This is a genomic window from Paenibacillus sp. JZ16, from assembly GCF_015326965.1.
GTDB lineage: Bacteria > Bacillota > Bacilli > Paenibacillales > Paenibacillaceae > Paenibacillus_AQ.
Map to the genome: position 1 here is coordinate 2,847,790 of NZ_CP017659.1, position 26,531 is coordinate 2,874,320.

26 protein-coding genes are annotated in these 26,531 nt (G+C 50.3%); 12 read left to right on the forward strand and 14 right to left on the reverse strand.

Annotated features, from left to right (window positions below; genetic code table 11):
- Positions 1-215: 215 nt before the first annotated feature.
- Positions 216-1,397, reverse strand: coding sequence for a multidrug effflux MFS transporter (locus BJP58_RS12835; RefSeq protein ID WP_194544232.1), 1,182 nt, complete (start codon positions 1,395-1,397; stop codon positions 216-218).
- Between the two features lie 341 nt (positions 1,398-1,738).
- Between BJP58_RS12835 and BJP58_RS12840 the strand changes: the two genes are divergently transcribed.
- Entirely contained in the window at positions 1,739-2,077 is a 339-nt protein-coding gene (locus BJP58_RS12840; protein WP_071217945.1) for a VOC family protein, read from the forward strand.
- Between the two features lie 169 nt (positions 2,078-2,246).
- Here the strand turns inward: BJP58_RS12840 and BJP58_RS12845 are convergent, their stop codons facing one another.
- Together BJP58_RS12845 and BJP58_RS12850 are read right to left on the reverse strand one after the other, a co-directional pair.
- Complete coding sequence (locus BJP58_RS12845) at positions 2,247-2,783, reverse strand: SMI1/KNR4 family protein (RefSeq protein WP_194544233.1); 537 nt, start codon at positions 2,781-2,783, stop codon at positions 2,247-2,249.
- Between the two features lie 135 nt (positions 2,784-2,918).
- Positions 2,919-3,683 carry an SDR family oxidoreductase gene (locus tag BJP58_RS12850; RefSeq protein ID WP_194544234.1) on the reverse strand — a complete coding sequence of 255 codons (765 nt, stop codon included), beginning with the start codon at positions 3,681-3,683 and terminating at the stop codon, positions 2,919-2,921.
- A gap of 319 nt (positions 3,684-4,002) precedes the next feature.
- Between BJP58_RS12850 and BJP58_RS12855 the strand changes: the two genes are divergently transcribed.
- Together BJP58_RS12855 and gdhA are read left to right on the forward strand one after the other, a co-directional pair.
- Complete coding sequence (locus tag BJP58_RS12855; RefSeq protein WP_071217942.1) at positions 4,003-4,839, forward strand: YitT family protein; 837 nt, start codon at positions 4,003-4,005, stop codon at positions 4,837-4,839.
- Between the two features lie 512 nt (positions 4,840-5,351).
- The gene (gene gdhA / locus BJP58_RS12860) at positions 5,352-6,731 is read left to right on the forward strand and encodes an NADP-specific glutamate dehydrogenase (RefSeq protein ID WP_071217941.1); all 1,380 of its coding nucleotides are present in this window, start codon (positions 5,352-5,354) and stop codon (positions 6,729-6,731) included.
- Positions 6,732-6,781: 50 nt separating this feature from the next.
- On the opposite strand, the gene BJP58_RS12865 is transcribed toward gdhA, so the two are convergent.
- On the reverse strand, positions 6,782-7,765 hold the full coding sequence (locus tag BJP58_RS12865) for a diaminopimelate dehydrogenase (protein WP_194544235.1): 984 nt from the start codon (positions 7,763-7,765) through the stop codon (positions 6,782-6,784).
- A 150-nt stretch (positions 7,766-7,915) separates the two neighbouring features.
- Positions 7,916-8,977 carry a suppressor of fused domain protein gene (locus tag BJP58_RS12870; RefSeq protein ID WP_194544236.1) on the reverse strand — a complete coding sequence of 354 codons (1,062 nt, stop codon included), beginning with the start codon at positions 8,975-8,977 and terminating at the stop codon, positions 7,916-7,918.
- Between the two features lie 172 nt (positions 8,978-9,149).
- Between BJP58_RS12870 and BJP58_RS12875 the strand changes: the two genes are divergently transcribed.
- On the forward strand, positions 9,150-9,881 hold the full coding sequence (locus BJP58_RS12875; protein WP_194544237.1) for an MORN repeat-containing protein: 732 nt from the start codon (positions 9,150-9,152) through the stop codon (positions 9,879-9,881).
- Positions 9,882-10,159: 278 nt separating this feature from the next.
- Here the strand turns inward: BJP58_RS12875 and BJP58_RS12880 are convergent, their stop codons facing one another.
- Positions 10,160-10,921, reverse strand: coding sequence for an SDR family NAD(P)-dependent oxidoreductase (locus BJP58_RS12880; RefSeq protein WP_194544238.1), 762 nt, complete (start codon positions 10,919-10,921; stop codon positions 10,160-10,162).
- Positions 10,922-11,147: 226 nt separating this feature from the next.
- Here BJP58_RS12880 and BJP58_RS12885 point away from each other — a divergent pair, with 226 nt between their 5' ends.
- Both BJP58_RS12885 and BJP58_RS12890 read left to right on the forward strand, forming a co-directional pair.
- Positions 11,148-12,245, forward strand: a complete 1,098-nt coding sequence (locus BJP58_RS12885; RefSeq protein WP_194544239.1) for a DUF3626 domain-containing protein — start codon at positions 11,148-11,150, stop codon at positions 12,243-12,245.
- A 152-nt stretch (positions 12,246-12,397) separates the two neighbouring features.
- On the forward strand, positions 12,398-13,252 hold the full coding sequence (locus BJP58_RS12890; protein ID WP_194544240.1) for an AraC family transcriptional regulator: 855 nt from the start codon (positions 12,398-12,400) through the stop codon (positions 13,250-13,252).
- Between the two features lie 135 nt (positions 13,253-13,387).
- Here BJP58_RS12890 and BJP58_RS12895 read toward each other — a convergent pair whose 3' ends face one another.
- On the reverse strand, positions 13,388-13,879 hold the full coding sequence (locus BJP58_RS12895; RefSeq protein WP_194544241.1) for a GyrI-like domain-containing protein: 492 nt from the start codon (positions 13,877-13,879) through the stop codon (positions 13,388-13,390).
- A 94-nt stretch (positions 13,880-13,973) separates the two neighbouring features.
- On the opposite strand from BJP58_RS12895, the gene BJP58_RS12900 reads away from it, so the two are divergent.
- Positions 13,974-14,666 (forward strand): GyrI-like domain-containing protein, encoded by a 693-nt coding sequence (locus BJP58_RS12900; RefSeq protein WP_194544242.1) that lies wholly within the window; start codon positions 13,974-13,976, stop codon positions 14,664-14,666.
- A gap of 75 nt (positions 14,667-14,741) precedes the next feature.
- Here BJP58_RS12900 and fabV read toward each other — a convergent pair whose 3' ends face one another.
- On the reverse strand, positions 14,742-15,932 hold the full coding sequence (fabV, locus tag BJP58_RS12905) for an enoyl-ACP reductase FabV (protein ID WP_194544243.1): 1,191 nt from the start codon (positions 15,930-15,932) through the stop codon (positions 14,742-14,744).
- Between the two features lie 227 nt (positions 15,933-16,159).
- Entirely contained in the window at positions 16,160-16,909 is a 750-nt protein-coding gene (locus tag BJP58_RS12910; protein WP_194544244.1) for an SDR family NAD(P)-dependent oxidoreductase, read from the reverse strand.
- 144 nt (positions 16,910-17,053) lie between these two features.
- Between BJP58_RS12910 and BJP58_RS12915 the strand changes: the two genes are divergently transcribed.
- Complete coding sequence (locus BJP58_RS12915; protein WP_071217930.1) at positions 17,054-17,953, forward strand: LysR family transcriptional regulator; 900 nt, start codon at positions 17,054-17,056, stop codon at positions 17,951-17,953.
- Between the two features lie 97 nt (positions 17,954-18,050).
- Here BJP58_RS12915 and BJP58_RS12920 read toward each other — a convergent pair whose 3' ends face one another.
- A complete protein-coding gene (locus BJP58_RS12920; RefSeq protein ID WP_194544245.1) occupies positions 18,051-18,815 on the reverse strand; it encodes an exodeoxyribonuclease III in 765 nt (254 codons plus the stop codon).
- A 250-nt stretch (positions 18,816-19,065) separates the two neighbouring features.
- On the opposite strand from BJP58_RS12920, the gene BJP58_RS12925 reads away from it, so the two are divergent.
- The gene (locus tag BJP58_RS12925) at positions 19,066-19,209 is read left to right on the forward strand and encodes a hypothetical protein (protein WP_194544246.1); all 144 of its coding nucleotides are present in this window, start codon (positions 19,066-19,068) and stop codon (positions 19,207-19,209) included.
- Between the two features lie 151 nt (positions 19,210-19,360).
- Here the strand turns inward: BJP58_RS12925 and BJP58_RS12930 are convergent, their stop codons facing one another.
- The 3 genes from BJP58_RS12930 to BJP58_RS12940 all read right to left on the reverse strand — a co-directional run bounded on the left by BJP58_RS12930 (position 19,361) and on the right by BJP58_RS12940 (position 21,696).
- Positions 19,361-19,735 carry a VOC family protein gene (locus BJP58_RS12930; protein ID WP_194544247.1) on the reverse strand — a complete coding sequence of 125 codons (375 nt, stop codon included), beginning with the start codon at positions 19,733-19,735 and terminating at the stop codon, positions 19,361-19,363.
- A gap of 93 nt (positions 19,736-19,828) precedes the next feature.
- Entirely contained in the window at positions 19,829-20,623 is a 795-nt protein-coding gene (locus BJP58_RS12935) for an RNA polymerase sigma factor (RefSeq protein ID WP_233355062.1), read from the reverse strand.
- Between the two features lie 56 nt (positions 20,624-20,679).
- Positions 20,680-21,696 carry an iron-hydroxamate ABC transporter substrate-binding protein gene (locus tag BJP58_RS12940; RefSeq protein ID WP_194544248.1) on the reverse strand — a complete coding sequence of 339 codons (1,017 nt, stop codon included), beginning with the start codon at positions 21,694-21,696 and terminating at the stop codon, positions 20,680-20,682.
- Positions 21,697-21,847: 151 nt separating this feature from the next.
- Here BJP58_RS12940 and BJP58_RS12945 point away from each other — a divergent pair, with 151 nt between their 5' ends.
- Entirely contained in the window at positions 21,848-22,888 is a 1,041-nt protein-coding gene (locus BJP58_RS12945; RefSeq protein WP_194544925.1) for a FecCD family ABC transporter permease, read from the forward strand.
- Between the two features lie 2 nt (positions 22,889-22,890).
- The gene (locus BJP58_RS12950) at positions 22,891-23,895 is read left to right on the forward strand and encodes a FecCD family ABC transporter permease (protein WP_194544249.1); all 1,005 of its coding nucleotides are present in this window, start codon (positions 22,891-22,893) and stop codon (positions 23,893-23,895) included.
- Between the two features lie 105 nt (positions 23,896-24,000).
- Here the strand turns inward: BJP58_RS12950 and BJP58_RS12955 are convergent, their stop codons facing one another.
- On the reverse strand, positions 24,001-25,050 hold the full coding sequence (locus tag BJP58_RS12955) for a 2,3-butanediol dehydrogenase (protein ID WP_194544250.1): 1,050 nt from the start codon (positions 25,048-25,050) through the stop codon (positions 24,001-24,003).
- Between the two features lie 328 nt (positions 25,051-25,378).
- Between BJP58_RS12955 and BJP58_RS12960 the strand changes: the two genes are divergently transcribed.
- Complete coding sequence (locus BJP58_RS12960) at positions 25,379-26,407, forward strand: LacI family DNA-binding transcriptional regulator (protein ID WP_113057555.1); 1,029 nt, start codon at positions 25,379-25,381, stop codon at positions 26,405-26,407.
- Positions 26,408-26,531: the final 124 nt, after the last annotated feature.

Below are 26,531 nucleotides of genomic sequence, written 5' to 3' on the forward strand. Positions count from 1 at the left end.
CCACAATGCCAAAACACTTCAAAATGTCATATGACAATTAGGCATTAGGATTTATGACCATAAAAGAATGCACTACTGCTGGGCATCTTTTATCGGTAGGCGTACCACCGCCGCTCTATTAATCCAGTGGAACAAGAAGAAGCTGCCCCTCCTGCTAGGAAGGGGACAGCTTCTTTTCAATCCTATATAAAACTTGAACAAGATACCGGACTACCTCAGCGTATATCCAGCAACTTCTTGCTCACGCAAACCATGACAACCGCAAGCCCAAGAAAATACAAGGGCATTGTGATTAACGAGCCATTGTGAAGAAGGCTCATGCCGCTGGTAATCAAGCTGACGACAATGTAATAACCCAATCCGAAGATCGCTCCTGCCGTTCCGAGCACATCTCCATATTGGTTCAACGCCAGACTAAGGCAATTCGGAATCGCCATTCCGATACCGAGCAGAAGAATAAAAATACACGCTACCATCAACACCCTATGCATTAGGGTGGCGTTAATTCCGCTAACAGCAAGAACGGTAAGGGAAAGGGCCCCCAGCATCGTAATGATCGTGCCAATCACGATCATGCGCTCAGCCTGGAGCCTGGTCAGCAGTTTCTTCGACAGCAACGCACCCAGGATGGATGACATCGCAACAAAGATACCGAAGAAACCGAACCCGCCGGGACTCATCTGAAAAAATTCAATAAAAATAAACGGGGCCTCCGCATAGTAACTGAACAATATGCCGTTGGTAGCTCCAATGAGAAAACCGAACCCCCATATTCTGCGGTCAGTGACCAGACGCTTGGCCACGGAGAGGGTGTTAATCTTCGATACAGACTTTACCCTGGTCTCAGGCAGAGAAGTCCAGGTATACGCCAAAATGACGGCGCTCATCAAAACCAGCGTCAAGAACACTGCTCTGAAACCAAGAGATTGATCTACCCATCCGCCAATGAGCGGCCCAATAGCAGGCGTAAACGCAAGCGCAGCCGAAATCTGGGCAAACACCGCATGTCGCTTGGCTCCATCGATGCTCTCACGTAAGATGGTTTGGGTGACAACCGAGCCGGTGCTGGCACCAAAGGCCTGAATGAATCGGCTCACCAATAACCATTCGGCCGAACCGGACAGATAGCAGCCCAAGCTGCCTATTCCATAAACCAGGATGCCCCACAGCATAGCAGGGCGACGTCCGATGGAATCCGAAAGCCTTCCCCAGCAAAACACACCGAAGGCAAAGCCCAGAAAGTAAATGCTGAGCGTCAGTTGGATTGCATTATTGCTTGCTCCCAATTGATGGGCAATGTCCGGTAATGATGGTGTATATATCGTTTCACTAATTTGCGGGAAACCCACAAGGATAATTAATAACCATATGGATGGATTTGAGATTTTTCTTTGCACAGCTAACGTCCCCCTCATCATTTCAAAAAAAATCTCTAGTTGGCTGGCAAAGAAATTACGGGATCGGGGGTTTGCATTTGGTTAGTCTAGTAAATGAAAGCATGAAAATTCACCTTTTTTCTGAATAAGGGGGGGTATATCTATCGATTATTATAGCAGAATCACTGTCAAAATACGTTTCCCTATTCTTGCTTGTACGAAGCCTTATCTGAAACATTCAACTTATGTGACGGGTTTTGTCACCCGTTCCGGGCCTAAACCGGCGTAAGCCCTCCACTTGCATTCATGTGCTACGCTTGAATCAAGAATCGCTTATTCTCCTGAAAGGAAGTGTTTACGCTATGATACTGAACCATCTTAACCTCACCGTCACCGATGTAACCGCAGCAAAGGAATTTTTGCAAACCTATTTTGGACTCAAAATTGGAGGCGAGCGTGGCCAGTCGTTTGCAGCACTGTTTGACGATCAGGGGATGGTGCTGACCTTAATGCGGGGTACCGAGGTTAACTATCCCAAGACGTTTCATATCGGCTTTATACAGGAAAGCGAAGCAAAGGTAAATGAGATCCATCAGCGTCTAAGCGATGACGGCTTTGATGTCACAGCGCCTCAAAGAGCGCACGGATGGACCTTCTACGTTAAAGCTCCGGGCGGTTTTACTGTCGAAGTACTGGCCTAAAGGTTACATGTACGTGAACGACTGCTGAGCGCAAAATAGAAGAGCCCGCACATTACGCGCGGGCCCTTCTCCCTGTTCAAGATATGCTAACCCTGCCAATAAGGATAATCCTTCGTATCCACATTCCCCCAATTGGTTTCTGGGCTCCCTGCTTGCATTCCTATCCTTCTCAATACAGCTCCCATTTCTCCGTGCATAACGCCGACAAAGAATCCGCAACCCGTCCGCACTCCTCATACCCCAAGCTGCCGGAATGAGCGAACAGAATCGGATATTCACCGTTTATCGAATCTTCCCTCATATCGAACATATAATGATTTCCGCTTCCATCCATAGCAAACGACACCGCATTCGGCATATACTCCGGCAGCTCGTAAGCCAGATTCATCTCCCTCAGGTCATCCGTGCTAAAGAACTGAAAAAGACGTTCTCCCTGTTGAAACTCTCCACCGTTGGAGTACTTCAACAAGTCCAAATAGCTAGCGGGAAAACTTCGCTGAGGCAGCTTCCAACCTGCAGGATCGAGCGGCGTATATTGGTCGTAAAAGGGAGACCTTTTGTGAAAAGGATTCACTTGTCTTCCCTTGATGTCCTCCATTTCTGCCGCAGACAGCTCCGCATTCCACTCCTTAACAAAACGGGCCATTTGTTCTTCGGTTGCGCCGGAACGTTTGTCATACTGGTGCTCAAAATCGATATTCCACATCCTTGGCCTTCCTCCATCCTGGTACTTCCTGCCTTGTAACTTCTTCAAACATTATAGAGGAAATACCGAAAAAAGGAATCATGCCGCCGGAATGAGGCTCTTTCCACGTTCATGGATTTGCGGCTAAGACCGAGGTCACAGATGGGAGCCTCCACTGGCATCGATGCATTGACCGGTGATCCAGCGGCTGTCCGGAGATGCCAGAAACGCAGCTATGTCCGCGATATCCCCAGGCTCACCCCATCTTCCGAAGATCGAATAACCGGCTCCGAATTGGAACGAGGCAGGGTCCTGAAGCATGGCAGCATTCATGTCGGTAGCTACGAATCCGGGCTGGATCGCATTGATCGTAATTCCGCGGGAACCCAGCTGGCTCGACAGAGAGAGGGTCAGCGAATTAATAGCCCCCTTCGTCATCGTATACGCTGGAATATTGGGCAAGGAAATTCGCGTTACTGCAGAAGATAAATTGATAATGCGCCCATCGTCCCGAAGACGTGGCAGAGCCTGCTGAATCACGAAGAATGGCGACTTCACGTTCATTCGCATCACATCATCAAAGCTCTCCTCCGTGGTCTCCTCGATGGTTTCCACTAAGCCGATCCCTGCGTTGTTAACCAGAATATCGAAATACGTATTGCCTGTTCGTGCTTTCAATGTCTCATCCAGCGCCGCGTACAGGGCACTTATTCCATCCGAGAAGGCGAGATCTGCCCCTACCAAGAAAGCTTCTCCGCCAGCCCGTGTTATCTCGCTGACGACCTCTTCCGCCGCCTCATGGTTCTTGCCATAGTGAACGGCTACCAACGCTCCTTCCTTCGCCAATCGTATCGCGATGGCACGTCCGATGCCTCGGCTCGAGCCCGTAACCATAGCAACTTTCCCATTCAATGTATTCATGTTCTCATCATCTCCTCTTCTTCTTTCACTTTTAGTTTTAGCACAGACCCCATTTCGAAATGTTGCGCTCCTATTCTCGCCTTCCTCTCGATAAACCCCATAAAAAATGCCCCGCCTGAAAAGGGGGGCTACAACGTAGGCATTTCCGTCGTCACCTACGCTCAGTGAATTAAAATCATTTACATTCCATGTAATGATTATTATAATGAGAGTATCAAAAGAGCTGCGCAACCTGTGTTTGCATAAAGCGATTAAAGGATGATTTTTTCCTTTAGTCGCTTTTTTTGTGAGCTTGTTGAAAGTCATGGAGGTATATCGTATGAAAAAAAGAGCGTTTGATATGATCATGCTGCTCATCGGGGCATTTATTTTTGCGCTGGCCGTCAATTTATTCGTCATTCCCAACGATTTTGGCGAAGGCGGCGTTACCGGGATATCGATTATTCTGTTTTATGTGCTGAAATGGTCCCCGGCGCTGGTCGGCATAGTGATTAACGGAATTTTGTTGATTGTCGGCTATAAGCTTCTGGATAAAAAAACGACTGTCTATACCATTATCGTTGTTGCCTTTCACTCTCTGTTCCTGCACTTGACGGAGAACTGGCACATCGCTTCGGATGAGCCGGTGATCAATGCCATCTTCGCCGGGTTGTTTGCCGGCGTCGGGATTGGACTCATCGTACGGGTTGGCGGCACTACGGCAGGTACGGTGATATTGGCCCGTCTGGCTAATAAATATTGGGATTGGAATATCAGTTATGCCCTGCTGTTCTTTGACCTGATCGTGGCCGGACTGTCCGTCTTTGTAATCGGGATCGAGAAGGTGATGTTCACCGTGGTCATCCTCTATATTGGCACCAAGGCGATGGAGTTCATTATCGAGGGTTTGAATCCCAAAAAGGCCGTTACCATCATCTCGACTCATCATGACCGCATCGCGATTCGGGTGACGGAGATTATGGACCGCGGGGTGACCGTGCTTCGGGGTTATGGATATTACACCGGGCAGACCAAGGATGTGCTCTACATCGTCATCAGTAAACAGGAAGTTTCCATGCTCAAAAAAATCGTCCGTGCGGAGGATAAAAACGCCTTTGTCACGATTCACGACGTACGCGACGTGTTTGGCGAAGGATTTATCGATATTTCGAAATAAGACCGCACTTATCCTTATATGAATAAGAAGATCGAAACAGCCGTTCGGGCATGTTTCGATCTTTTTTATTATGCCGTCAAGGGACTTATTGCCAAAATAAACATCGCTGCCGAGAACTTTTTCATGGCTTCAATCACTGTAATTACATTCCATTTCTTCCATATGCTCAGACGCTAATTATGCCGAAAAAACTGAAGGCAAAGTTCCTTTTATTTGTATTTTTCCATGACAAATTCGGATCATTTTTTGCATTTTCGCTACACGAAACACGGGGTTATGGCTTATTAACTTACACCAAATGACAACTTTATAGAAATATTTAATGAGTTCGCAAAAAACATTTTATTGGTAATACGAGGCAAGATTCTATAAAATTCTTTTTAACTTAAAAATGCTGAGTGCAAACTTTTAATGTTTTAGTACAAATTGTCCGAGACAGGCTTTCTTTTCAGCAAAACCGACGATTTATCACGCAATTCTACTTTAACGATTTGAAGGAGTGCATCGCAAAAGTGACTACGAATATTTCTGTTTCTTCACCCCTTAATGCCGCGAAAGACTATGTGGAATCCATCTATAACCAAGTGGTGGCCCGGGATCCGCACGAGAAAGAATTTCATCAAGCCGTCCGGGAATTTGTCGATTCCCTCGTCCCTGTTTTAGCCCAGCATCCGAAATATCGGGAACACGGTATTCTGGAACGCCTTGTCGAGCCTGAACGAATGATCACCTTCCGTATACCATGGGTGGATGATCAAGGCAAAACCCAAGTAAACCGCGGGTTCCGCGTCCAGTTTAACAGCGCGCTGGGTCCGTACAAAGGCGGCATCCGATTCCATCCTTCGGTTTATGCCGGCATCGTCAAATTCCTTGGCTTTGAACAAATCTTCAAAAATGCGCTCACAGGCCAGCCCATCGGCGGCGGCAAGGGCGGCTCGGATTTCGATCCAAAAGGCAAATCCGATCAGGAAGTCATGCGTTTTACCCAGAGCTTCATGACCGAGCTCTACCGCCATATCGGACCTGATTCCGATGTGCCTGCCGGCGATATCGGTGTCGGCGCTCGCGAGATCGGTTATATGTTCGGCCAATACAAGCGTATCCGCGGAGGACATGAGGCCGGCGTACTGACAGGCAAAGGCGTCATCTATGGCGGAAGCCTGGCACGTACGGAAGCAACCGGTTACGGCTGCGTCTACTTCGTACAGGAGATGCTGGCTTCGCAGGGCCTTAGCTTCAAAGACAGCCGCGTTGTGGTGTCCGGCTCGGGCAACGTCTCCATCTATGCGATTGAAAAAGCACAGCAGCTCGGTGCGCACGTCATCGCCTGCAGTGATTCCAACGGATACCTGTATGATCCGGACGGAATTAACCTCGAAACCGTCAAGCTGCTGAAGGAACGGGATCGCCTGCGGATCAGCGAATACGTCAAGATTCACCCGCATGCCGAGTATACCGAAGGCTGCACGGGCATCTGGAACATTCCATGCGACATCGCGCTTCCATGCGCCACGCAGAACGAGCTGGATGAAGAAGCAGCGAAGACACTCATCATGAACGGCGTAAAAGCCATCGGTGAGGGAGCCAATATGCCTTCCACGCTGGAAGCGATTGAGCAGTTCATCAGCAGCGGCGTGCTGTTCGGACCGGCTAAAGCCGCCAATGCAGGCGGGGTTGCCGTATCCGCGCTGGAGATGAGCCAGAACAGCATGAGAATGTCATGGACCTTTGAAGAGGTGGATGCAAAGCTGCATCAGATCATGAAAAACATCTACAGCAGTGCCGTAGATGCTGCAGAAGAATATGGCGTAGCCGGCAATCTTGTGGCTGGTGCTAACATCGCAGGTTTTATTAAAGTAGCAGATGCCATGATCGCACAAGGTATCGTATAAATAAGAACAAAAAAAAGCCCTGCCGCATATGCGGCAGGGCTTTTTGCAGCTTATAGAAGCTCGCTGCGGAGCTCTTCAGCCGATTTTGGAGATAAGTATCCCAGCGGGATATCAAACACCGTCTTGGCGCCTTGCTGTCCCTCTCTGCTCAAACGATGGGCAGCTCTTGCATAAGATACCAGCACACTGGCCGTAAATTCCGGATTGCTGTCAAGCTTCAGGCCAAATTCAACAATTTGTTTATTACCGCTTCCGGTTACGCCGCTGCGAATGACAAATCCGCCATGAGGCATGCCTGCATGCTCAGCTTCAAGCTCTTCTTGCGTAATGAAAGTTACGGTTGTATCGTAATCGGAAAAATAGTTAGGCATCGACACAATCGTTTGACGGATTTGCTCTTGGTCCGCGCCTTCTTCCGCTACGACGAAGCAATCTCTCCGGTGCTTCTCGCGTGTGGCAAGCTCCGGTGTTTCACCAGAACGGATTTGGTTGATAACCTCTTCTACTGGAACCGTGTATTGAACGCCTGCCTTCACCCCGGGAACACGACGGATGGCATCCGAGTGGCCCTGGCTCACGCCTTTGCCCCAGAAGGTATAATCCTTACCTTCCGGCAAAATCGCTTCGGCAAGCAGACGATTCATGGAGAACAAGCCCGGATCCCAGCCTGTCGAAATGACGCTGACATGGCCTCCGCCCATCGCCGCTTTGTTGACTTCCTCGAAAAACTCAGGGATTTTCGCGTGTGTGTCAAAGCTGTCTACCGTATTGAACATGCTGGCAAGCTGTGGTGTTTGCTCAGGCAAATCCGTAGCCGAACCGCCGCACAGAATCATAACGTCAATCTTGCCGATATATTGCTCTGCCGCTGATATATGCTCGAAGCGAGCACCGGAATTGGCCGGCATTTGCTGCGGGTCTCTGCGCGTGAAGATGGCTACCAGCTCCAAATCCGGATTTTGCCCGATGGCTTTCTGTACGCCTTTGCCCAAATTTCCATAACCTACGATCCCTACTTTAATAGATGCTTTCAATGTAATCCTCCCTTTGTCAGAACCATTTCCTGTAGCATGATGTTTATGTACCGCTTTAAAGTATAAGTATATAGACATCACTCAAATTGTAAACTATTTTATATGGACAGGAAATTGTTTCTATCTGTGTTATTCTTATTTTCCACCGTGCTATCCGATAACTTGTACAACATTTCCTTCTTGATCCTTGATTTCCGTCTTCAGGACTTCAATCCGAATTCCTTGCAAGCCAGAAAGCTCGAAGGTGCTGACCTGCGGCAGCAATCGGCTTGAAAATTCACCCGCGGTCCGATCGTCCAAAACAAGGGTAACATCTCCATCCTCTGCAGTCCAGCGACTCTCTTCCCCCGGCTCAAAAACGACCCGAACATCCGAGCCTACTAGGCTCAGTTTCTTATCTTTCAGAATTCGGCCCTGCAGCAGCTTCCCGATAATTTCGGCCTGCTTGGCGCCTATTTGTAAGGTGGCCGGAGTTTTACTGAACCAGCCCTTCTTCCCCGGTTCAAAAGCCAGCTGGCTCACGTAGAGAAATCCGGTGTTCGAGCCCTCTTGTTTTCTCCCCCGATCAACGGCTTCTGAAATCGAAGGCATCTTCAGCAGCGAATCCCGATCCAGGTCCGTTATGTACTGCGGCATATATTCCGCACAAGCTTGTAATACGCCAAGCGTATTCCATGTCTGCATCGCCTCGAGCTCTTCACGTGTGATGCCAACCATCTGCAGGAATTCTACCCGACCATTCGGCGTATCCATCCCCGGCAGCTCGGGATCCAGGGTGAAGGCGAGTGCGGTCAATTGCGTATCGGTTCCCAGGCAGATCGGCCCATTGGCATCCAAATAATCCCCCGAGCGAAAAACATTCCCGCTGTTAAACACGTATCTCCCCATGTTCTGAAGCAGATTTAGCGCCCACGCCGGCGGCTCTTCCTCGCCCTCCCGCTTAGCCAGCCTGAACGTCAATTCGAATCCGTAACCGCTCTCCTCCAGATTGTCCGACTCCTTGTCATACAGCTCGCTAAAGCCATAAGTGACCATATGCCAATGGGGAAAAGGGGCATTCGACGTATAAGCGCTGATTCCATTCAGCGGATCGGATCCTCCAAGAGCATAAGGAATTAGGGCTCCGTAATGTTTCGGCTCCTGCTCCCCGTACAGCTTCAACAGCTGCTCGTCAATTGCGTCCCAGCCTGCGGCGTTTTCTTCATGTGTCATATCCTGTTCCCTCCCGTTATCCTTGCATCCAAAAATATAACCATATCCGAATAGGCCCAATCATTCAAGTCACCATCCTCTTCCGCTTCATTATATAGGACGTATAGAGGAATGAAGAAGTAACCAGCGAAGTGTATAATAGAACCATCTCAACAAAGGAGCCTACATGTTCATGAAAAAAATAACGGCATTATCCGTAACCTTAACACTTTCAGCTTCGCTTATAGCCACTTCGCTAGCCCCGCTGCCGGGTTCCGTCGATGCGGCCTCCGCCAAGGAATGGATACAGATCTCCGAACGGACATCCTATTACGGTGAAGCAGCCAACGGCCAGCCCAATGGGCGCGGTACGATCAAGTGGGGAAATGGCAAACAATATTCCGGCGAATTCATTAACGGGAAGCGCACCGGAAACGGTAAATACATTAACGAATATCAATTAGACGGTGAGACGCATAAGGTGGTGTATATCGGCCGCTGGAACAACGACAAAATGGATGGCGAAGGCATCCTGACGCATAAGGTGACGTTGCCTGACGGGTCCGTTCGATGGAATCAGATCCAGAAGGGGACATTCCAGGCAGGTGTATTCCAAAGCGGATACGATGTCATTCATGCCGTCGCGGATCCCGACTACAGCTTTACCTACAAGAAAGGCAAGGAATCGCTCGAAATCATGGGCTTCAATCAAAACATGAAGCAAGCCTGGGCCGCCGGAACGATGTTCAGCGTTCATTACAAAAACGGCAACATCAACAAAAAATCTTCGATCTTCCCTGCCAATTCGGCGGCTGAACAGCGTCAAAATGACGCCGCGATTCGTTATTTCAAGAGCATTCAAAGCAAAATAAATCCTCACCTGGAACAATTTGAAGCATTGTCCAAGCAGGTTCCGTTAAAATAACCCAGCCCCATACAATCGTCAAAGAACCCGGTAGCTTGCCTAGAGCAAGACCGGGTTTTTCCATTACCTAAGGCTATTAATCACAATATTTCTATGAAGCAGGACCCTCGAGTACATACTAAATCGTATAATGATCCACTTTCTCGACCACGATGGTATCCCCCATTCATTCGGCGATATCTCTACTGTGAACGTCCCTCGTTCAGCATCGTGATGGTCTTATCGATTCGCCGCTGCCGGGTTTCCATCGCTTGCAAGCTTGATAACGATAAACCTACCTACTGTGCCGTCCAGCCGCCATCCACAAGCAGCAAAGTGCCAGTAACGAGATCAGCTGCCGGGGAGGCGAGATAAATCACGGCTCCGGCCACATCGCCTATGGTGCCGATCCGCCCTGCGGGAATCCGTGCCAGGACGCCGTCGCGGAAATCAGGGGAGTCCAAACGCTCGGCTGTTCCCGGCGTATGGATGAACGTAGGGCCGACGGCATTAATGTTCACGCCACGGCTGGACCACTCCAGCGCCAGCACCTTCGTCAGCTGATTCACGCCGCCTTTGGAGGCGCAATAGGCTGCCCCTTCCGTAATCCCAACGACACTCACCTGGGAGCTGACGTTAATGATTTTTCCGAACCCCTGCTCCAGCATGATACGGCCAGCGGCCTGACAGCAGAAAAATACGCCCTTCAAATTCACGTCCATCATCTCATCCCAATAATCCTCCGTGATCTCTTCCGCCAGCATCCCCTCTCCCAGACCCGCGTTATTGACCACGATATCGAGCCGGCCGAAATCCTTGGCTACCTGACCAAATACGGCTCGGATCTGCTCCACATTCCGGACGTCCAGCTCATAGGCCTTGGCCTGACCTCCTGCCTGAGAGATTTCCTCGACCAATGGATGGAGCAGGTCCTTGCTTCGTGCCATGACGGCAACCTTGGCCCCAGCCGCTGCCAGCGCTTGGGCTAGTCCATAACCGATGCCTTTGCTGGCCCCCGTCACGATTGCGATTTTATCCTGTATGCTGAAATTAGGCTGCATATGTAATACCTCCATTTCTTATATACATTTATGTTAGTTTCATTAAAGCATGATGGCTGGTCAGCAGCAATCTTTGCCAGTTCCCCTTCCCAATAAATTCATCCCGTTAAGTACTAAGAATACGTTCATTTGCAGCAGCAATAGAGGAATCTCAGCCCGTGGGCTAGAAATGATGAGGATAATAGCGATCGTTGTTTAGTATGGAGCGTATGGAGGAAATCCACTTATGAGCGGACGGTTATCTGAAGCGCAGCAGCAAGCGATTCTTCATGTCGAATCAACAGCGGCGAGCCAGCGAAGGGTCGCCTTGAAAATGACGGAGCACATCTTGCGGAAGCATGCAAAAGCTTCCGTAACGATCGGCTCACTGTTATCCTATATCGAAAAATTTGCCCGCGTCACGTTGAATTTCCATCCGGATCGGATACTGCCCGCCGGACACGCTGTCATCGAATCCCTCATGGCAGAAGGCATATATCATAACCAATTCATCACGAGCGTGACTAATGGAAGCAAGACCGCTTATCCGGGCGGTGACCGCGACCAATGGGAACGGCTCCTGTTTGGCGGAGCCTACCAGCAGCCCGGTGTGCGTAACGACGAGCGGCCGAAATACGGAGGACTTAATCTTATGAATTATGTCGATGGCGCGTCTCCCCGCTTTGGCTCCTGTTTGTTGGTGCTGTCCCCTAACGTATTGAACCGCTGTACCTTTACGTTCGGAGACAGTCATGTAGGTCCCGAGTATGTAGGCACACTCCGTCGGTGGGATTCCATTCTCGCTGCACTCTTGCATCAAGTTGAGTCCACTGGCTCGGCCCTGGGTTCCCCGAATGTGGACATTCCATCCATGCTGGATCGGCTTCTTCATCTGCCTTCATCATATACCGGTTCTTCCGGGCCTGTCGGTCGTTCCTTGGATGATTATATTGAAGCGCAGATCCATGGCGTCATTGACTTGTCCAGCGATGTGGAGGCCCTGGTAGCCGATCCTTCCTATAGGAACACCCCAATTGGATCTTTGCTTCATGCTTTATGTGAACGGTATAACCTCACCTTGTCCTGGCATCCCGGCTTCTGCCTTGCTGTACGGGATGTTCCGGATGATTTTCGGGGACCCGCCATGCCGCCGCTCGCCAAGCGGATCGATCAACGGTTTGGAGGCTCGCTGGGCATGCTGGATGCAGCCATTATCGGCAAAGCAGCTGCTCAACTGCACCATGATTCAAGCGAATGGAGCGATTGGGGAACATTTGCTGAAACCTTCCAGCATCTCAAACAGCTGTGGCATGTGCTCGTAAAGTATGGACATTCGTATCCGTAGACGCCAAACCGCTAAGCTGTATTTTTTGCCTAGTACCTGCGTTGGAATGATGGTTTGACTTAGATAACCGGGCTAGCGGAATCCGTTCAGCAACGGCTAGGCCTATCAAGCGCACCTTCTTATACATTGATCTTAGAAAGGATGATGACCGGATGGATTGGGTAAAGCGGATGAATGAGGCCATAGGCTATATAGAAGATCACATAACCGAGGAGATCGATTACGCTGAAGCTGCTCAGATCGCATGCTGCTCCGTTTATCATTTTCAACGCATGTTTCCGTTCATTACGGATGTGTCGCTGTCCGAATACATACGGAGACGCCGGCTGACACTGGCCGCTTACGAGCTGCAAAACAGCGATATCAAAGTAATCGATCTAGCGCTTAAATATGGTTATGATTCCCCGGAGGCGTTCGCGCGTGCGTTCCAGAACATGCATGGCACAACGCCGACGGCTGCACGCCAAACCGGCACCAAACTGAAGGCCTATCCCCGCATCTCCTTTCAATTCTCAATGCGAGGGGCTGCCGAAATGAATTACAGAATCGAAGAAATGAAAGAGTTTTCCGTTGTCGGTTTCAAGGAGCAGGTACGCACGCAGCGTGCTTATGAAGACGTTCCCCGCCTCTGGATGGAGGCCCAGGAGAAGGGCATTTTCGAGAAACTATGGAACTATCGTGTGCAGGACCATCCGATCCGCGGAATACTCGGTGTTTGTGCAGACGGTGACTATGGGAAGAATGAGGATTTTGACTACATCATGTCCGTCGTATCCACGGATACGCCTCAGGAACCGATGGTACAGCGACATTTCCCTGCCGCCACTTGGGCCGTATTCGAGCTGGAAGGAGATCCAAGCGGCATTGCAGAGATGTGGAAACGTCTTTATACGGAGTGGATACCATCCCAAACTTATGATCTAGCGCCGCTTCCCGCCATCGAATGCTATCTTCCTCCGGATGAGCATAAGAACGAGTTATGGATTCCCGTGATTAGAAAGGCTTAGTACAACTCCGCAGTAGCGACGTATTTTTCGCTCACCGCTACGAAAATCTAGATCGTGCGGTGAGCACTCCATCATTTTTCCCCGCCTATATGAAACAAGCCCAACCTGCCCAATCCTTCGAGGACTTTTCTGTTCTCATATATGAACAGGAATCATGATGATAAATTCGGGGTCATCCGCATAGGGATCCTGGCTCATCGGATATTTTTCGAAATGCGTTAAATGATCCGGGTTATATTCCGAGTAACCTTGTTCTTTGATCCAGGCATAGATATTGTTATAGGACTGATCGATGCTCTGCTCTTTCCGATGAGTACAAGTGGCATAGGTTAATGCGGGAACGGATATCGTAACCATCCCCTCCGGCACTTCGTCGATCCGTTCCACTTCCACGACCGCGTAGTGAATAAATCCGTCACCACCGGGAACAGCGTGATAAGATAGCCCCAGCAGCGTGTCGGTATGCAAGGCATGGGGGATCTCCGCGAGCCGCTCTTGCATCAACCGATGCACTGCACGTATCCCGCCTGCGCCCGCCTCGGCAAATGTGCCTTCCCACTTCAATCCTATCGCCTGAAAAGCTTCCTTAGTCGTAACCGCTGCTTCGTTTCGTTGATCGATTGTCATCAGTAAATGCTCCTTTATCCTGTATTTGGTTTCATTATATACTTGAACTATGCCAGAAACTGTCACAGTATAAAAAAATCACAGGAGCGAAAACATGCCCAAAACCGAACGCATCCTTAAGGTCATGCAGCGGGTGTATGAACGGCAAAACTTCACTGTTGGCGAGTTAGCCGAAGAATTCTCGGTTTCGTACCGTACGATGCTCCGCTATCTTCATGAGCTGTCTCGTTTAGGTGTCCCTTTATACGCCAATGAGGGGAAAAACGGCGGCTACTCCATTCTGACATCGCGGCAAAAGCGAGAACGATCCGCACAGACGAATGAATCTATTCAGCGGATCATCAAACCGCAAACGCTGATCGTCGGCCTGGAGATGAAGCTTCCTTTTACGGCCTATTATATGTCCCAAGCCCTCAAGCCAAAGCTCTGGCAGGAACTCCAGGACCGTATGGAGGAAATTCCATATATACGCAAGAAAACGTCGAATCCCTTGTATATTGCAGCTGTTTTGAATCGGCAGCAGATCTATCACTATGTAGCCGGAATCGAGGTAACGACGATTCGTGATACGCCGGAGCGGATGGTGGGTTTAACCCTGCCGACACAGGAATATGCCATGTACACCCATGAGGGGCATTCCGACAGGGAGGATACCGACCAGTCCTATGCCTATGTTATCCAGCAATTGAAACAACGTGCCCTTACGCCAAACCCGTCGCTCTACAGCTTGGAGCTGAGAACTTCGGTACATGCCTCTAAGGCCCAAATCTACATACCTATAACCTGAATGAATCAGAGGCTTCCCAATTCCGACGCAAAAAAAGCGAGTCCCCCAATCATTTCGGGGCTCGCTTTTTTTTCATTAAATGGCTTTCGGATTGTCGACCACTGGATTAACATCCGCATCGTAATCCACGCCATCGGTTTCAAAGCCGAACAGCTGGAAGAACTCGCGGCGGTAACCGGCAAGGTCCGTCAATTCTTCAATATTTTCGCTTGTCACCTTGCTCCACAGTTCGGCTACCTCGGCCTGTACATCCTCGCGAAGCTCCCAATCGTCGATACGGATGCGTCCCTTCTCATCCACCGGCGTTTCTTGCCCTTTATAGAGGCGGTCGGAGAATAGACGATAGATCTGCTCGATGCAGCCTTCGTGAAGCCCCTTCTCCTTCATCACTTTGTACAGCGCCGATACGTACAGCGGAACGACCGGGATCGCTGAGCTGGATTGGGTCACTAACGCTTTGCTGACCGTTACATAAGCTCGCCCGCCTCCAGCAGCAAGCTTCTCGTTCAATTTCAGCGCGGTTGCCTCCAGGTGATCCTTGGCTTGTCCAATGGATCCATCCCGGTAGATGGCTTTGGTAATCTCGGAGCCGATGTAGGAGAACGCAATCGTGGTCACATCAGGAGTCAATGCGCCGCCTTCCGCCAGCTCATTCATCCATAATTCCCAATCGTCGCCGCCCATCACCTCTACGGTGTTCTTCACTTCCTCTTCCGTGGCCGGCTCAATCGTTACCTCCGTCACTTCACCCGTATGGAAGTTTACCGTCTTGTTGGTATAGGCCGGTCCGATCGGCTTCAATACGGAGCTGACCGTCTCACCCGTCTCAGGCAGCGTACGGCGCGCCGAAGCAACACTGTACACTACGAGATCAACCTGTCCCAGCTCTTTGCGGATAAGCTCAACCGTCTTGGCTTTGGTCTCTTGCGTGAAAGCATCTCCTGTCACGCTGAACGATTTTAAGCCTGCAGCCTCCGCTGCCTTCTCAAATGCGACCGAGTTATACCAGCCTGCCGAAGCGGTCCGCTTCTCGGTTGCCTGGCTGGGACGATACACGCCTACAGTATTTGCCCGGGAGCCGAATGCGGCAGCAATTCTGGCCGACAAGCCGTACCCGGTGGAAGCGCCGATAACCAGCACATTGCGCGGGCCCTCGATGCCAGGCTGTTGTAACACATAATCAATCTGCTCCTGCACCTGGGCTTCGCAGCCTACAGGATGGGATGTTGTGCAAATAAATCCCCGTGTTCTAGGTTTAATGATCATATTTATATACCTCTCTTCCAGTAATCGTCGTCTGACACCATATGTATGGTCTTTTAAATTTTCCTTTTCTATTTTAACTGTTTTTTGTGGAGAGAGGAAATCTTTTGACAGGAAATCCAAGAAAACCTCTCTTTACGAATCATGCTGGCTGCAGCCAGCATCCATTCAAAAGAGAGGTTTGTATTAGCGTATATCGATAATTGGCAATCCATAAAATGGCCGTTACATTATTTAAATGACGCGTAACCTTGGTCAGCCATGACCACGCTGCCTGTAATCGCAGCGGCTTCATCCAATGACACGAGATACACGGTATCCGCAACAACCTCAGGCTGTGTTAATTCACCGCCCATGACTTTGGCTCTCATGGAATCCAGCATCCCGGAATCCTTATAACCTTGGATAATCGGTGTATCCACTGCTCCAGGAGCAACGGCAACGACGCGAATGCCATATGGTGCCAGTTCAAGCGCAGCGGATTTGCTCATCATGATGACAGCGCCTTTTGTAGCGTGATAAGCAAACGTTCCCGGTGAAGCCAGGAATCCGAATACGGATGCTGTATTGATGATCACGCCTTTAATGCCAAGCTCTTTCATCTTTCTGCCTGCTGCTATAATACCGTAAGCCACCCCGTGCTGATTCACGTTAATGGTGCGATGGTAGAGATCCATATTTTGCTCGAGAACCGGTCCAGCCCCGCCAATACCCGCATTGTTGTGCATGACATCGATGCGGCCGTAAAGCTCAACCGCTTTATCCACAAGCGCCTCGACGCTTTCTTGTTTGGAAACATCGACTTGAACGAAAGTGGCTTCGCCGCCTTCTTTTTTGATCCATTCGACCGTCTCTTGACCGGCTGCCTCATTATAATCGGCAACGACGACACGATCGCCCTTTCTTGCAAATTTAAGGGAGACCTGACGACCGATTCCGCTCGCTCCGCCGGTAATTACCGCTACACGTTGTTCTGACATTATCAATGACCTCCTAGGGTATAATAGCGTTATTGTTTGAACATTGTGTGTCCATGTCCTTGTGTTCATTGTAACGCTGCGTTATATTTAAGTAAATTTAAACATAATTAATATTACTTAACTATAGATTAAGGATGAGGTCATATGAATCTTGAACAACTGGAATATATCGTGGAGACGGCCAAGACAGGATCGTTAACCAAAGCAGCCCAGAATTGCAACGTTACCCTTTCCGCCGTCAGCCAAGCAGTGTCCAGCCTGGAAGCCGAGTTCGGTTTTTCCTTGTTCACCCGGTCGCGGCTTGGTGCCGTACCCACAGCCGAGGGCCAGCGAATCCTCCAGAAAGCCTATGCTATTTTGGAACAATTTCAGGAGCTGAAATCAGAAGCCGAAGGATATTCCAACCTGCTGAGCGGATCTTTGCGGATTGCTACCGTTCCGGTCCCCTTAACGCTGTCCATCGATGCCATTATCCAGTTTAAGAAGGACTTCCCCCAGATCAAACTCGAAATTACGGAAAAAGCGACACTTGATATTATTGAGGATATCAAACAAAATCATGCGGATATCGGTTTGATTTTCGTCGATGATTCCACCATTCATCAACACCGCGGCCTTCACTTCGGCAAGCTGCTGGAGAGCAAATTCGTGGTGGGGGTCAGCCGTCAATCTCCACTTGCCATGCGGCAATCGATCACGCCCGAAGAATTGCGTAAATACCCCTTGGTTCTCTACAAGGATGACAGTCTGTTCAAGCTGATGGATGTATTCGAGGAGCAGTACGGGGAAATGGATCTGCTCTTCTCAACCAACCAGACAAGAGTCATACAGAAGGTCGTCGAAGAAAATGTAGCGGTCACGGTGGGGGTCGATTTGTCCTTCTCGAGCTTCACTCCCGTACCTTCGGGAAACATCGTAACGCTGGAGCTGGAGATGCCCCCCGGCCACACTGCTTCTTCATTCGGATGGGTACAGCCCGGAACCCACCATCTGTCGAAGCCGGCCTCGATCTTTCTGGACAAGCTGAAGCATCAGATTGGGTGAACGGAGCCTTTGCTTTCAATATAAAAGCCAACCGGCGTAGGCAAGGCTGTTATCCAGTCCCCTGCTCTTCGGTTGGCTTTTTTTAAAAATCTGAATTTCAACGTAATGACTCGCTGAGCGTCAAACTCACCGGGCAATGATCGCTTCCCATCACATGGCAGTCGATCTCGGCATCCTTCAGCTTCTCGGTTAAACGGGCAGACGCCAGAAAATAATCGATGCGCCAGCCGATATTCCGCTCCCTTACCTTGGCCATATACGACCACCAGCTGTATACGTCCGTACGGTCCGGGTAGAAGTGGCGGAAGGAATCGATGAAGCCCGCTGCCAGCAGATCGGTCATTTTGCCTCGCTCTTCCAGCGTGAAGCCGGAATTGCCATGATTGGACTTGGCATTTTTCAAATCGATTTCCTGATGTGCCACATTCAAGTCGCCGCATACAATCACGGGTTTACGTTCGTCAAGCTGAAGCAAGTAAGCACGGAACCGTTCCTCCCACTCCAGCCGATAATCCAGTCTGCTCAGGTCGCGCTTCGCATTCGGCGTATACACGTTTACGAGATAGAAGTCCTCAAACTCCAGCGTGATCACTCTGCCCTCGGGCTCGCTGTCTTCCTCCAGACCATAGCGAACGGACAATGGGGCGATTTTCGTAAATACCGCCGTTCCTGAGTACCCCTTCTTCTCCGCATAGTTCCAATATTGTTGATATTCCGTCCCTAAATCGAGCTCGATCTGCCCCGCTTGCAGTTTCGTTTCCTGCACGCAAAATATATCGGCATCCACCTGCTGAAAATAATCCATAAATCCCTTCGTTACGCAGGCCCGCAATCCATTGACGTTCCATGACACTAGCTTCATATCGCAACCTCCGTGGTATCCATATCGTTTAAGCGTGCTGAATCTATGAATCTTCTAAATTCTATTATGGTATCATTCACGGCTGAAACGAACAAGCAGCTACGAGCGCTTTCATCATAACTTCATAAACGGAAGATGAGACCCTGCGTGCATAATCCCGAGCCAAATCAGGAACAACATAAACGTTCGCAAAGTACGATCATTCGTACGTTCGCAATCGATGAGAACCCCACATAAGGAGGAATACAGCATGACAGGCAGAAACAGCAAACCTAAGAACGACGGTCCTTCCAGCAGCCCTGAGCGTTTGGACCAATACGGTGATAAACTTGCTTCCGAGAATGAGGAGGAGTTTACTTTGGCGGCCGAGGAGCACTGTCGGGATCAGGAATAACCGAATTGATACGACTGTTGATGCAACATTCGATAGTCACCGCAGCAAAAACACCCATCCATGCCAAATCAATGAATGGGTGTTTTTCCTAATCGATCATCTGGATAAACACGATGCCCGTCGGTTATAGCCATTCTGCTTCTCGCTGTCGTTACTCGGTCACTCCGCAGCGGTTGCCGTCTGGATCCGTCAGGGAAAAGCCTTTGAACCCGCCAAAATCCTCAATTTCCGTCACGTCGGCTCCCTTGGAAACCAATCGTTGATGAATTTCACTTACATTCGTGGTATGCAGGTTGAAATATTGCCCCACGCCATAATCATTTCTGGGAAAAACCGGCTGCTTCACTTCATAGGACCGCACGAGGCAGAAGGATACCTTCTCATCGTTCATTCGCATGACCACCGCATTCGGTTCATCCGTATGGATCACTTCAAACCCGAGCATGTCCGTATACCAGGCCGTCGAACGCTTCAGATCACTGACCGGTACAAAGATGCCAACGCCGTACAAAAGGGATTTTTTCAAAAAACTTCCTCCTCTTTGATTTGCTTATATAGCTACTGACACATAAGTAACGAATTTTCGAGCTAAAACCAAACAGCGTCCAAATATAATGTTTTATTCCGTAAGTTTCCATACATTTCCATCCGGATCTTCCATATGAAATGCAAGGGCTCCGCCAACCCGGCTCAATTTGCTTATTCTTATTCGCAGCTTCGTCAATTGGAGATACGAGGTACAAATGGCTTTGGGATCCCTTTTCCGAAAAGCCTCCACAAGCCCATCCATATCCAGTCCTGCCGCTGTGCCTGCCCGGGCTTTCTCTTGCGGCTTAGATTCCATGCCTGTTTGCTGCAAGCGATGCAGCTTCTTCAGCCTGGTTCGCGCACGTCCGAGCGACACCTGAACCGTCCCTTCCGACATGAAGAGAAAATCAGCCGTCTCCCTGGCCGTGAAGTCAAAAACGTCCATCAGCAGCAAAATAACCATCGCCCGTGGGGACAACCGGTCCGCTAAGGCCTCCAAGAGCTCCCTGGTGGATAAGCCGTCATCCTCGGCCGCCCTATCTGCTAACTCATCCTGGGAAGCCCTCATTCCGGGCTTATCCTTCTTCAGTCGGTCCTTCCACGCGTTGCTTGCGATGCGATATAAATAGGCATTGGACAGGTGTTTTCCAGGATCGGTTTCAACGGCTCGCATCACCTTTATCATGACGTCCTGCAGCAGATCCTCCGCTTCCCATGGATCCCCTGAGATTCGCATACAGTATCGGTTCAGCTTCACCTGCACATTGGATAAGTCCGGCATATACTTCGGCATCATCATTCCCACCTCGCTAATTAGTTCTGTGAGTGCCCACGTTTTCCTGCTGAATGTTTGCGCCGTCCCTGTTCCATATACGTACCCATACAAAAAACCGCCTCCCCACTAATGTGGGAAGGCGGCTGATTGGCTCGATCTAACAGCGTTTATTTCACCAAACTCTCCAGCACGTTATCGATGATCTGGCCGTTGGCAATCGTACCGGTATACAGCCAGCTTGTTTCTTTTCCATATTCATAGATGTTGCCGTTCTTAACGGCCGGAATATTCGCCCAGAGCGGATCCTGAAGCACATCCGCCCCTTCGCCGTCGCTGTTAATAAAGAACAGATGATCCGCGTCGAGCTCGGCCAATTTCTCCAGGGAAATGGAGGACCAGTTGCCCGTAGCCGATGCCGAAATTTCCTTCACCACGTCCGGTACCGTAAGTCCCAAGTCGCCGTACATAACGGCTCCGCTGGACAATGTCTCGCTTACGACGAACAATTTACCGCCGACAAGCCATATCGCTGCAGCAGATTCACCGCCGATCGATTGCTGGATTTTCTCCTTGGCCTCCTTTGCCTTCTGCTCGTATTGATCGAGTGCCGCTTGCGCTTCCTCCTCCATGCCAAAGATTTCCCCTACTTTCTTCAGCTCTTCGCGCCAATCGTTATTGACCTCATTGCCGATGACGTAGGTTGGAGCAATCTTCTCGTATTGGCTGTACTTATTGCCTTCTACCATGGAAGCCGAGTCCATAATCAATAAATCCGGCTGGAAGCTCGCTACCGCTTCAAAGGGAAGATCATGCTCAATCGTAGGCACATCCTTCAATGAATCCTGCAGATAATCCTGGACGCTTCCGCCTTTGACCGACCACTGCGCGATTGGGGTAATTCCTAACGCCACCAGGTTATCCTCCAAGTAAGAAGCAATCACCCGTTTCGGCTCGGCTGGAATTTTCACCTCATGACCCATGGCGTCTGTCAGTGTTCGTTCTGTCTTGGCTTCCGCGCTTCCTTCCTCCGGCTTCGCTTCGCTGCCGCCGTTCTGCTCGCTTGGCGTTTGCGCCTCCGTTGGCTCGTTCCCGGCTGCGTCCTTGCTATTTCCACAAGCAGCAAGCAGCGTGAAAGCTGCCAATAGTCCTGCGATTATCCATATTTTTTTCTTAAATCGACTCATTGTTACAGGTCCCCTTTATGTATATTTTTTCTGCTTAGATCACTAGCAATCTTGGGATGAAGTGATATAATATAACCATGATAATGAAATTCATTCTCAATTACAATACTTTCATTCTTATTTTTTTATCAACACGAAGGTTTAGGTGACTATGCAAGCAAATCAGCCCATTAACAAATCAACCGCAAAATCCATTTATCGTCCCAAGACAGCCGCGGCCGTCATTCTGCTGGGGCTTGGTCTGCTGGCTGCCGCGATGGCATCCTCCATTATCTATGGCGCTTCGAACATTAAGCTGTCCACCATATGGGAGGCGTTTGTCCGCTTCGATGCCCATTCCACCTCGCACCAGATTATCCAAAGACTGCGCATGCCGAGGGCCCTGGCAGCTGCACTAATCGGCGGTTCCCTGGCGGTTTCCGGAGCCATCATGCAAGGCATGACAAGAAACGCGCTTGCTTCCCCTTCCATTATGGGAGTCACCGCAGGTGCCACTTTCATGATGTCGATCGGGTTTGCCTTTATGGAGTCTCCATCCAACACCGTGCTCATGCTGCTATCTTTTGCCGGTGCAGGCCTTGGGGCCGGACTCGTGCTTCTCATCGGCTCGTTATCCAAACGGGGCCTGACGCCCGTCAAGCTGGCTCTGGCCGGATCTGCCGTAACCGCGCTCCTAAGCTCGATTTCCTCGGCCATTGCCATCCGCTTTAACGTTGCCAAGGATATCAGCTTCTGGTATGCCGGAGGCGTGTCGGGCGTGCAGTGGGTGAACGTGCAGCTTCTGATCCCTGTCGCCATCATCGGGCTGCTCATTGCACTCGCACTCAGCAGATCCATTACCGTCATGAGCCTGGGCGAAGAGGTCGCTACCGGGCTTGGCCAAAAAACAGGAACCGTGAAGTTTCTGGGCACGCTCGTTGTGCTGCTCCTCACGGGCGCAGCGGTAGCTGTGGGCGGAACGATCGGATTCGTGGGGCTTGTCATCCCGCATATCGTTCGCTTCATCGTAGGTCCCGACTATCGGCTGATCATCCCTTGTTCTGCTGTCATGGGAGCACTTCTGCTGGTGTTTGCCGATGTGGGGGCGCGGATGATCAACCCTCCGTTCGAGACGCCTGTTGGCGCAATTACGGCCATGATCGGCGTTCCTTTCTTCCTCTATCTTGCACGTCGGGAAGGGAGGGGGCTGTAACGATGAATACAACGCGAAAAATCATGTCCGTGTCGATGATCCTGCTGCTGGCCATATTAGCCGTGTTTCTGGTCAGCCTGAATATGGGAACGATGAAAATCCCGCTCGCTGAGGTCATCAAAGCATTCAACGGGACGGGATCTGAGCAAAATTATACCGTTCTGATGCACTTCCGTTTACCCCGCATGGTCATTGCCATCCTGATCGGTGCGGGAATCGCCGTCTCCGGTGCTATTCTGCAGAGTGTTTCGCGGAACGCGCTGGCAGACCCGGGCATCCTAGGCATTAATTCCGGAGCAGGACTGGCCGTCGTGATGTATATCTTTTATTTCCAAGGCAGCTCGTTCAGCTCCGGCATATGGTCCGTCTATATCATGCCTTTTGCCGCCCTATTCGGTGCTTTTCTTGCCGCCTTTCTCATCTATTCGCTGGCCTGGAAGCAAGGCGTAACGCCGATCCGGCTGGTGCTTGTGGGGATTGGCATCAACGCGGCTTTCGGCGCGCTTATTATCGTGTTCCAGCTCATGATGGACCCTAACAATTTCATGCAGGCTACCATCTGGCTGTCCGGAAGCATTTGGGGCGCAAGCTGGGAATATGTCGTTGCGATCCTCCCGTGGATCCTTCTGCTGATTCCCTGGGCGGTGTATAAATCGCAACATTTGAATGTGCTCAACCTGGGGGACCACACGGCAGCGGGACTTGGGGTCACGGTAGAACGCGAGCGAAGAACGCTGCTGTTCATCTCCGTTGCCCTCGCTGGCGCCTGCGTGGCCGTAGGCGGCGGGATCGCATTTCTTGGACTGGTTGCTCCGCATCTGGCGCGTAAGCTGGTAGGGCCCCGTCATCAGGGAATGCTGCCGGTCTCTGCGCTGCTCGGCTCACTGGTGCTGCTTGTGGCCGATATGATCGGCAAGAACCTAATGGCCCCTTCCGAGATTCCTGTAGGATTAGTCGTTTCATGTCTCGGAGCACCCTACTTTATTTATTTGTTGATCAAGGATTAATTGAATGAGTTAAAAAAAGACGGCGATCACCTCCCGAATCCATTCGGAGGTAATCGCCGTTGTTTTGTATAATGTGCTAAAGCTTGTGCAAATGCGTTACTGCGTTTAGTGAGCACTCACCAGGATCTTCACCTGGTTCTTCTCTTTAAGCAGAGCCTCAAAGCCCCGGTCGATAACCTCATCCAGCTTGATCCGCTGGGTGACCAGCTTATCCGCAGGGAAGAATCCTTTTTCCATCAAGCTAATGACAGCCGGGAATACGTCGCGATAACCGATGATTCCGGTAATATTGCGCTCCTTCATCACGATGTCATTCGGCACGATCGGAGCGGAGGTTTCAAAGATGCTCACAATCATAATCTGCCCGCCAATCTTTGTAGAGTTAATCGCTTGATTCAGTACAGGCGGAACACCCGTCACTTCAAATGCGACATCTACCCCGCCGCCGGTCCGGCGATGAAGTTCCTCAACCACATCGTAAGCCTTCGGATCAATCACGATGGCACCCAATTCTTCAGCTTTTTGTTTACGCTCAGCCGACAGCTCCACCGCGTAAATCTCGGACGCCCCTGCTGCCTTCAATGCCTCGATGACAAGCAGACCGATCGGCCCCGCACCGAATACGACCGCCCGATCCCCTGCCTTGAGCTGGCTTTGGCGTACGGCATACAAAGCGACTGCCGAAGGCTCTACCAAAGCCCCTTGCTCATAGGAGACGCTGTCCGGAATTTTATGAACCATATGCTCATCCGCGGCGACATATTCGGAGAATCCGCCGCCACCGCCGGCAAGGCCGAGAAAGCCCATTTCGTCGCACAGATTGTATTTGCCTTGTCTGCAAGCTTCGCATTTTCCGCATGCAAATACAGGCTCAACAACCACGCGGTCATCGGCCTTGAATTTCGTAACGCCTTCGCCAACCTCTACCACCTGGCCGGAAAATTCATGGCCCATAACCACCGGAGCCTGTTCTCCGGTAAGGGTGTGAGGCGTATTCTCAGGTATAAATATAGGTCCGGCTACGTATTCGTGGAGGTCGCTGCCACAAATCCCGCACCATTCAACCTTGATTTTCACTTTTCCACTCGTAACTTGCGGCTCCGCAATGGTCTCCAAACGCAGATCCTTTACTCCATGCCAGCGCAATGCTTGCATTGTCTTCATCTCCTTATGGGTTCGAAAAAATAAAACAAAACAGGAAACGTTTCCGAAAACAAATATGTCACAGTTTTGACAATCTGTCAAACATGATGGACTATAATGTATGAAAAGTCATGGACAACCGGTGATCAGGGTACATCGACTTTTTTTAAGGAGTTGCAGCTTTTTATGCGCCCACTTCAGCCTTGCCTCTTTTCTTTGCCGAGGTGTTCTATGAATTGAAGGTATTCTTAATGTTATAATATAGATATTACTCCATTAGGATTTCGAATCAGATCAATAACAGGAAACGTTTCCGATATAGAGAGAGGACTTTTTGAATATGGTGAATCCCAAAAAAGTGACGATTGAAGATGTCGCCAAACAAGCGGGCGTTGGCATTGCCACCGTGTCCCGAGCCATCAACGACAGCAAGGGGATCAGTCCGAAAACGAAAGCACGGATCATGCAGGTGATCGAAGAAATCGGATTTAGTCCGGATACATCGGCTCAAAGCCTGAAGGTTCGGCAGACGAATCAAATCGCCTTGGCCGTGCCTGACATCCGAAATGCAATCATCCCGGAAATCGCCTGGTCGGTGGAACAGACCGCCAAGCAGCACGGATATCGGGTCGTTCAGATCAATACGGCCGGGAATGCCCGTAACGAGCTTGAAATCGTGAGAGATATCAAGAAGCTGCACGTAGACGGCTTGATTATTATGCCGCTGGCTTATCCGAAAACGCTGGGCGACCTGATCAACAAATCCAGCCTCCCCGTCTCGATCATTAATTATGGGAAACAGCTGGGGGATGAGTATAAAGCCGATATCGTCGGCCTGGCACGCCAGGAGGGCAGGCTTGTCATGGAGCATCTGCTGAAAATCGGTCGGACCCGCATTGCCTACGCCGGTGCGCCCAAAGATAAAATCGAAGAGCGGTATTGGGCCTATGAGCAGTCGCTGACGCAAGTCGATCCGTCGCTTGTCTATTTCGGGGAGGATTTCTCGTTTGAAACGGGGGTTCGTGCGGCGGACTATTTCTATGGCCTGAGGCATATGCCGGACGCCATCTATGCGGTAAACGATATGGTTGCGATCGGTATCGTCAACCGTTTTAAAGAGCTGAAGATCCGGGTTCCCGATGATGTGGCCGTCGTCGGCATCGATAACAATGTATGGACCACCGTCACGACGCCTCAGATCAGCTCGGTGTCCATCATGGGCGATGAAGTAGCCCGGCTGGCTACGGAATTGCTGCTCAAGCGCCTTCGCGAGCAAAAGTCCGGCCAATACGAACGCGTGCAATTCGAACCGAGGCTCATCGTCAGGGAATCCAGCGTATCCGTTATACGAAACGCAACAACCGACTAGGGTCAGCAACCCAGCCCATAAAGAAGAGCCTGGAACGCGGAGTTCCAGGCTCTTTTTGCCGCTCTTGAAAATATTAGACGCTTAATGGCTTAGGGTATACAAGTAATAGCTTGTATTAAACGTC

Excerpts from the sequence above, each read along its gene's own strand:
- BJP58_RS12950 (WP_194544249.1), top strand. The coding sequence starts at position 22,891 with ATGAATACAACGCGAAAAATCATGTCCGTGTCGATGATCCTGCTGCTG.
- BJP58_RS12885 (WP_194544239.1), top strand. The coding sequence starts at position 11,148 with ATGAGCGGACGGTTATCTGAAGCGCAGCAGCAAGCGATTCTTCATGTC.
- BJP58_RS12920 (WP_194544245.1), bottom strand. The coding sequence starts at position 18,815 with ATGAAGCTAGTGTCATGGAACGTCAATGGATTGCGGGCCTGCGTAACG.
- BJP58_RS12940 (WP_194544248.1), bottom strand. The coding sequence starts at position 21,696 with ATGAGTCGATTTAAGAAAAAAATATGGATAATCGCAGGACTATTGGCA.
- BJP58_RS12910 (WP_194544244.1), bottom strand. The coding sequence starts at position 16,909 with ATGTCAGAACAACGTGTAGCGGTAATTACCGGCGGAGCGAGCGGAATC.
- BJP58_RS12880 (WP_194544238.1), bottom strand. The coding sequence starts at position 10,921 with ATGCAGCCTAATTTCAGCATACAGGATAAAATCGCAATCGTGACGGGG.
- BJP58_RS12915 (WP_071217930.1), top strand. The coding sequence starts at position 17,054 with ATGAATCTTGAACAACTGGAATATATCGTGGAGACGGCCAAGACAGGA.
- fabV (WP_194544243.1), bottom strand. The coding sequence starts at position 15,932 with ATGATCATTAAACCTAGAACACGGGGATTTATTTGCACAACATCCCAT.
- BJP58_RS12900 (WP_194544242.1), top strand. The coding sequence starts at position 13,974 with ATGCCCAAAACCGAACGCATCCTTAAGGTCATGCAGCGGGTGTATGAA.
- BJP58_RS12890 (WP_194544240.1), top strand. The coding sequence starts at position 12,398 with ATGGATTGGGTAAAGCGGATGAATGAGGCCATAGGCTATATAGAAGAT.
- BJP58_RS12870 (WP_194544236.1), bottom strand. The coding sequence starts at position 8,977 with ATGACACATGAAGAAAACGCCGCAGGCTGGGACGCAATTGACGAGCAG.
- BJP58_RS12850 (WP_194544234.1), bottom strand. The coding sequence starts at position 3,683 with ATGAATACATTGAATGGGAAAGTTGCTATGGTTACGGGCTCGAGCCGA.
- BJP58_RS12955 (WP_194544250.1), bottom strand. The coding sequence starts at position 25,050 with ATGCAAGCATTGCGCTGGCATGGAGTAAAGGATCTGCGTTTGGAGACC.
- BJP58_RS12960 (WP_113057555.1), top strand. The coding sequence starts at position 25,379 with ATGGTGAATCCCAAAAAAGTGACGATTGAAGATGTCGCCAAACAAGCG.
- BJP58_RS12925 (WP_194544246.1), top strand. The coding sequence starts at position 19,066 with ATGACAGGCAGAAACAGCAAACCTAAGAACGACGGTCCTTCCAGCAGC.
- BJP58_RS12855 (WP_071217942.1), top strand. The coding sequence starts at position 4,003 with ATGAAAAAAAGAGCGTTTGATATGATCATGCTGCTCATCGGGGCATTT.
- BJP58_RS12840 (WP_071217945.1), top strand. The coding sequence starts at position 1,739 with ATGATACTGAACCATCTTAACCTCACCGTCACCGATGTAACCGCAGCA.
- BJP58_RS12845 (WP_194544233.1), bottom strand. The coding sequence starts at position 2,783 with ATGTGGAATATCGATTTTGAGCACCAGTATGACAAACGTTCCGGCGCA.
- BJP58_RS12875 (WP_194544237.1), top strand. The coding sequence starts at position 9,150 with ATGAAAAAAATAACGGCATTATCCGTAACCTTAACACTTTCAGCTTCG.
- BJP58_RS12945 (WP_194544925.1), top strand. The coding sequence starts at position 21,848 with ATGCAAGCAAATCAGCCCATTAACAAATCAACCGCAAAATCCATTTAT.
- BJP58_RS12895 (WP_194544241.1), bottom strand. The coding sequence starts at position 13,879 with ATGACAATCGATCAACGAAACGAAGCAGCGGTTACGACTAAGGAAGCT.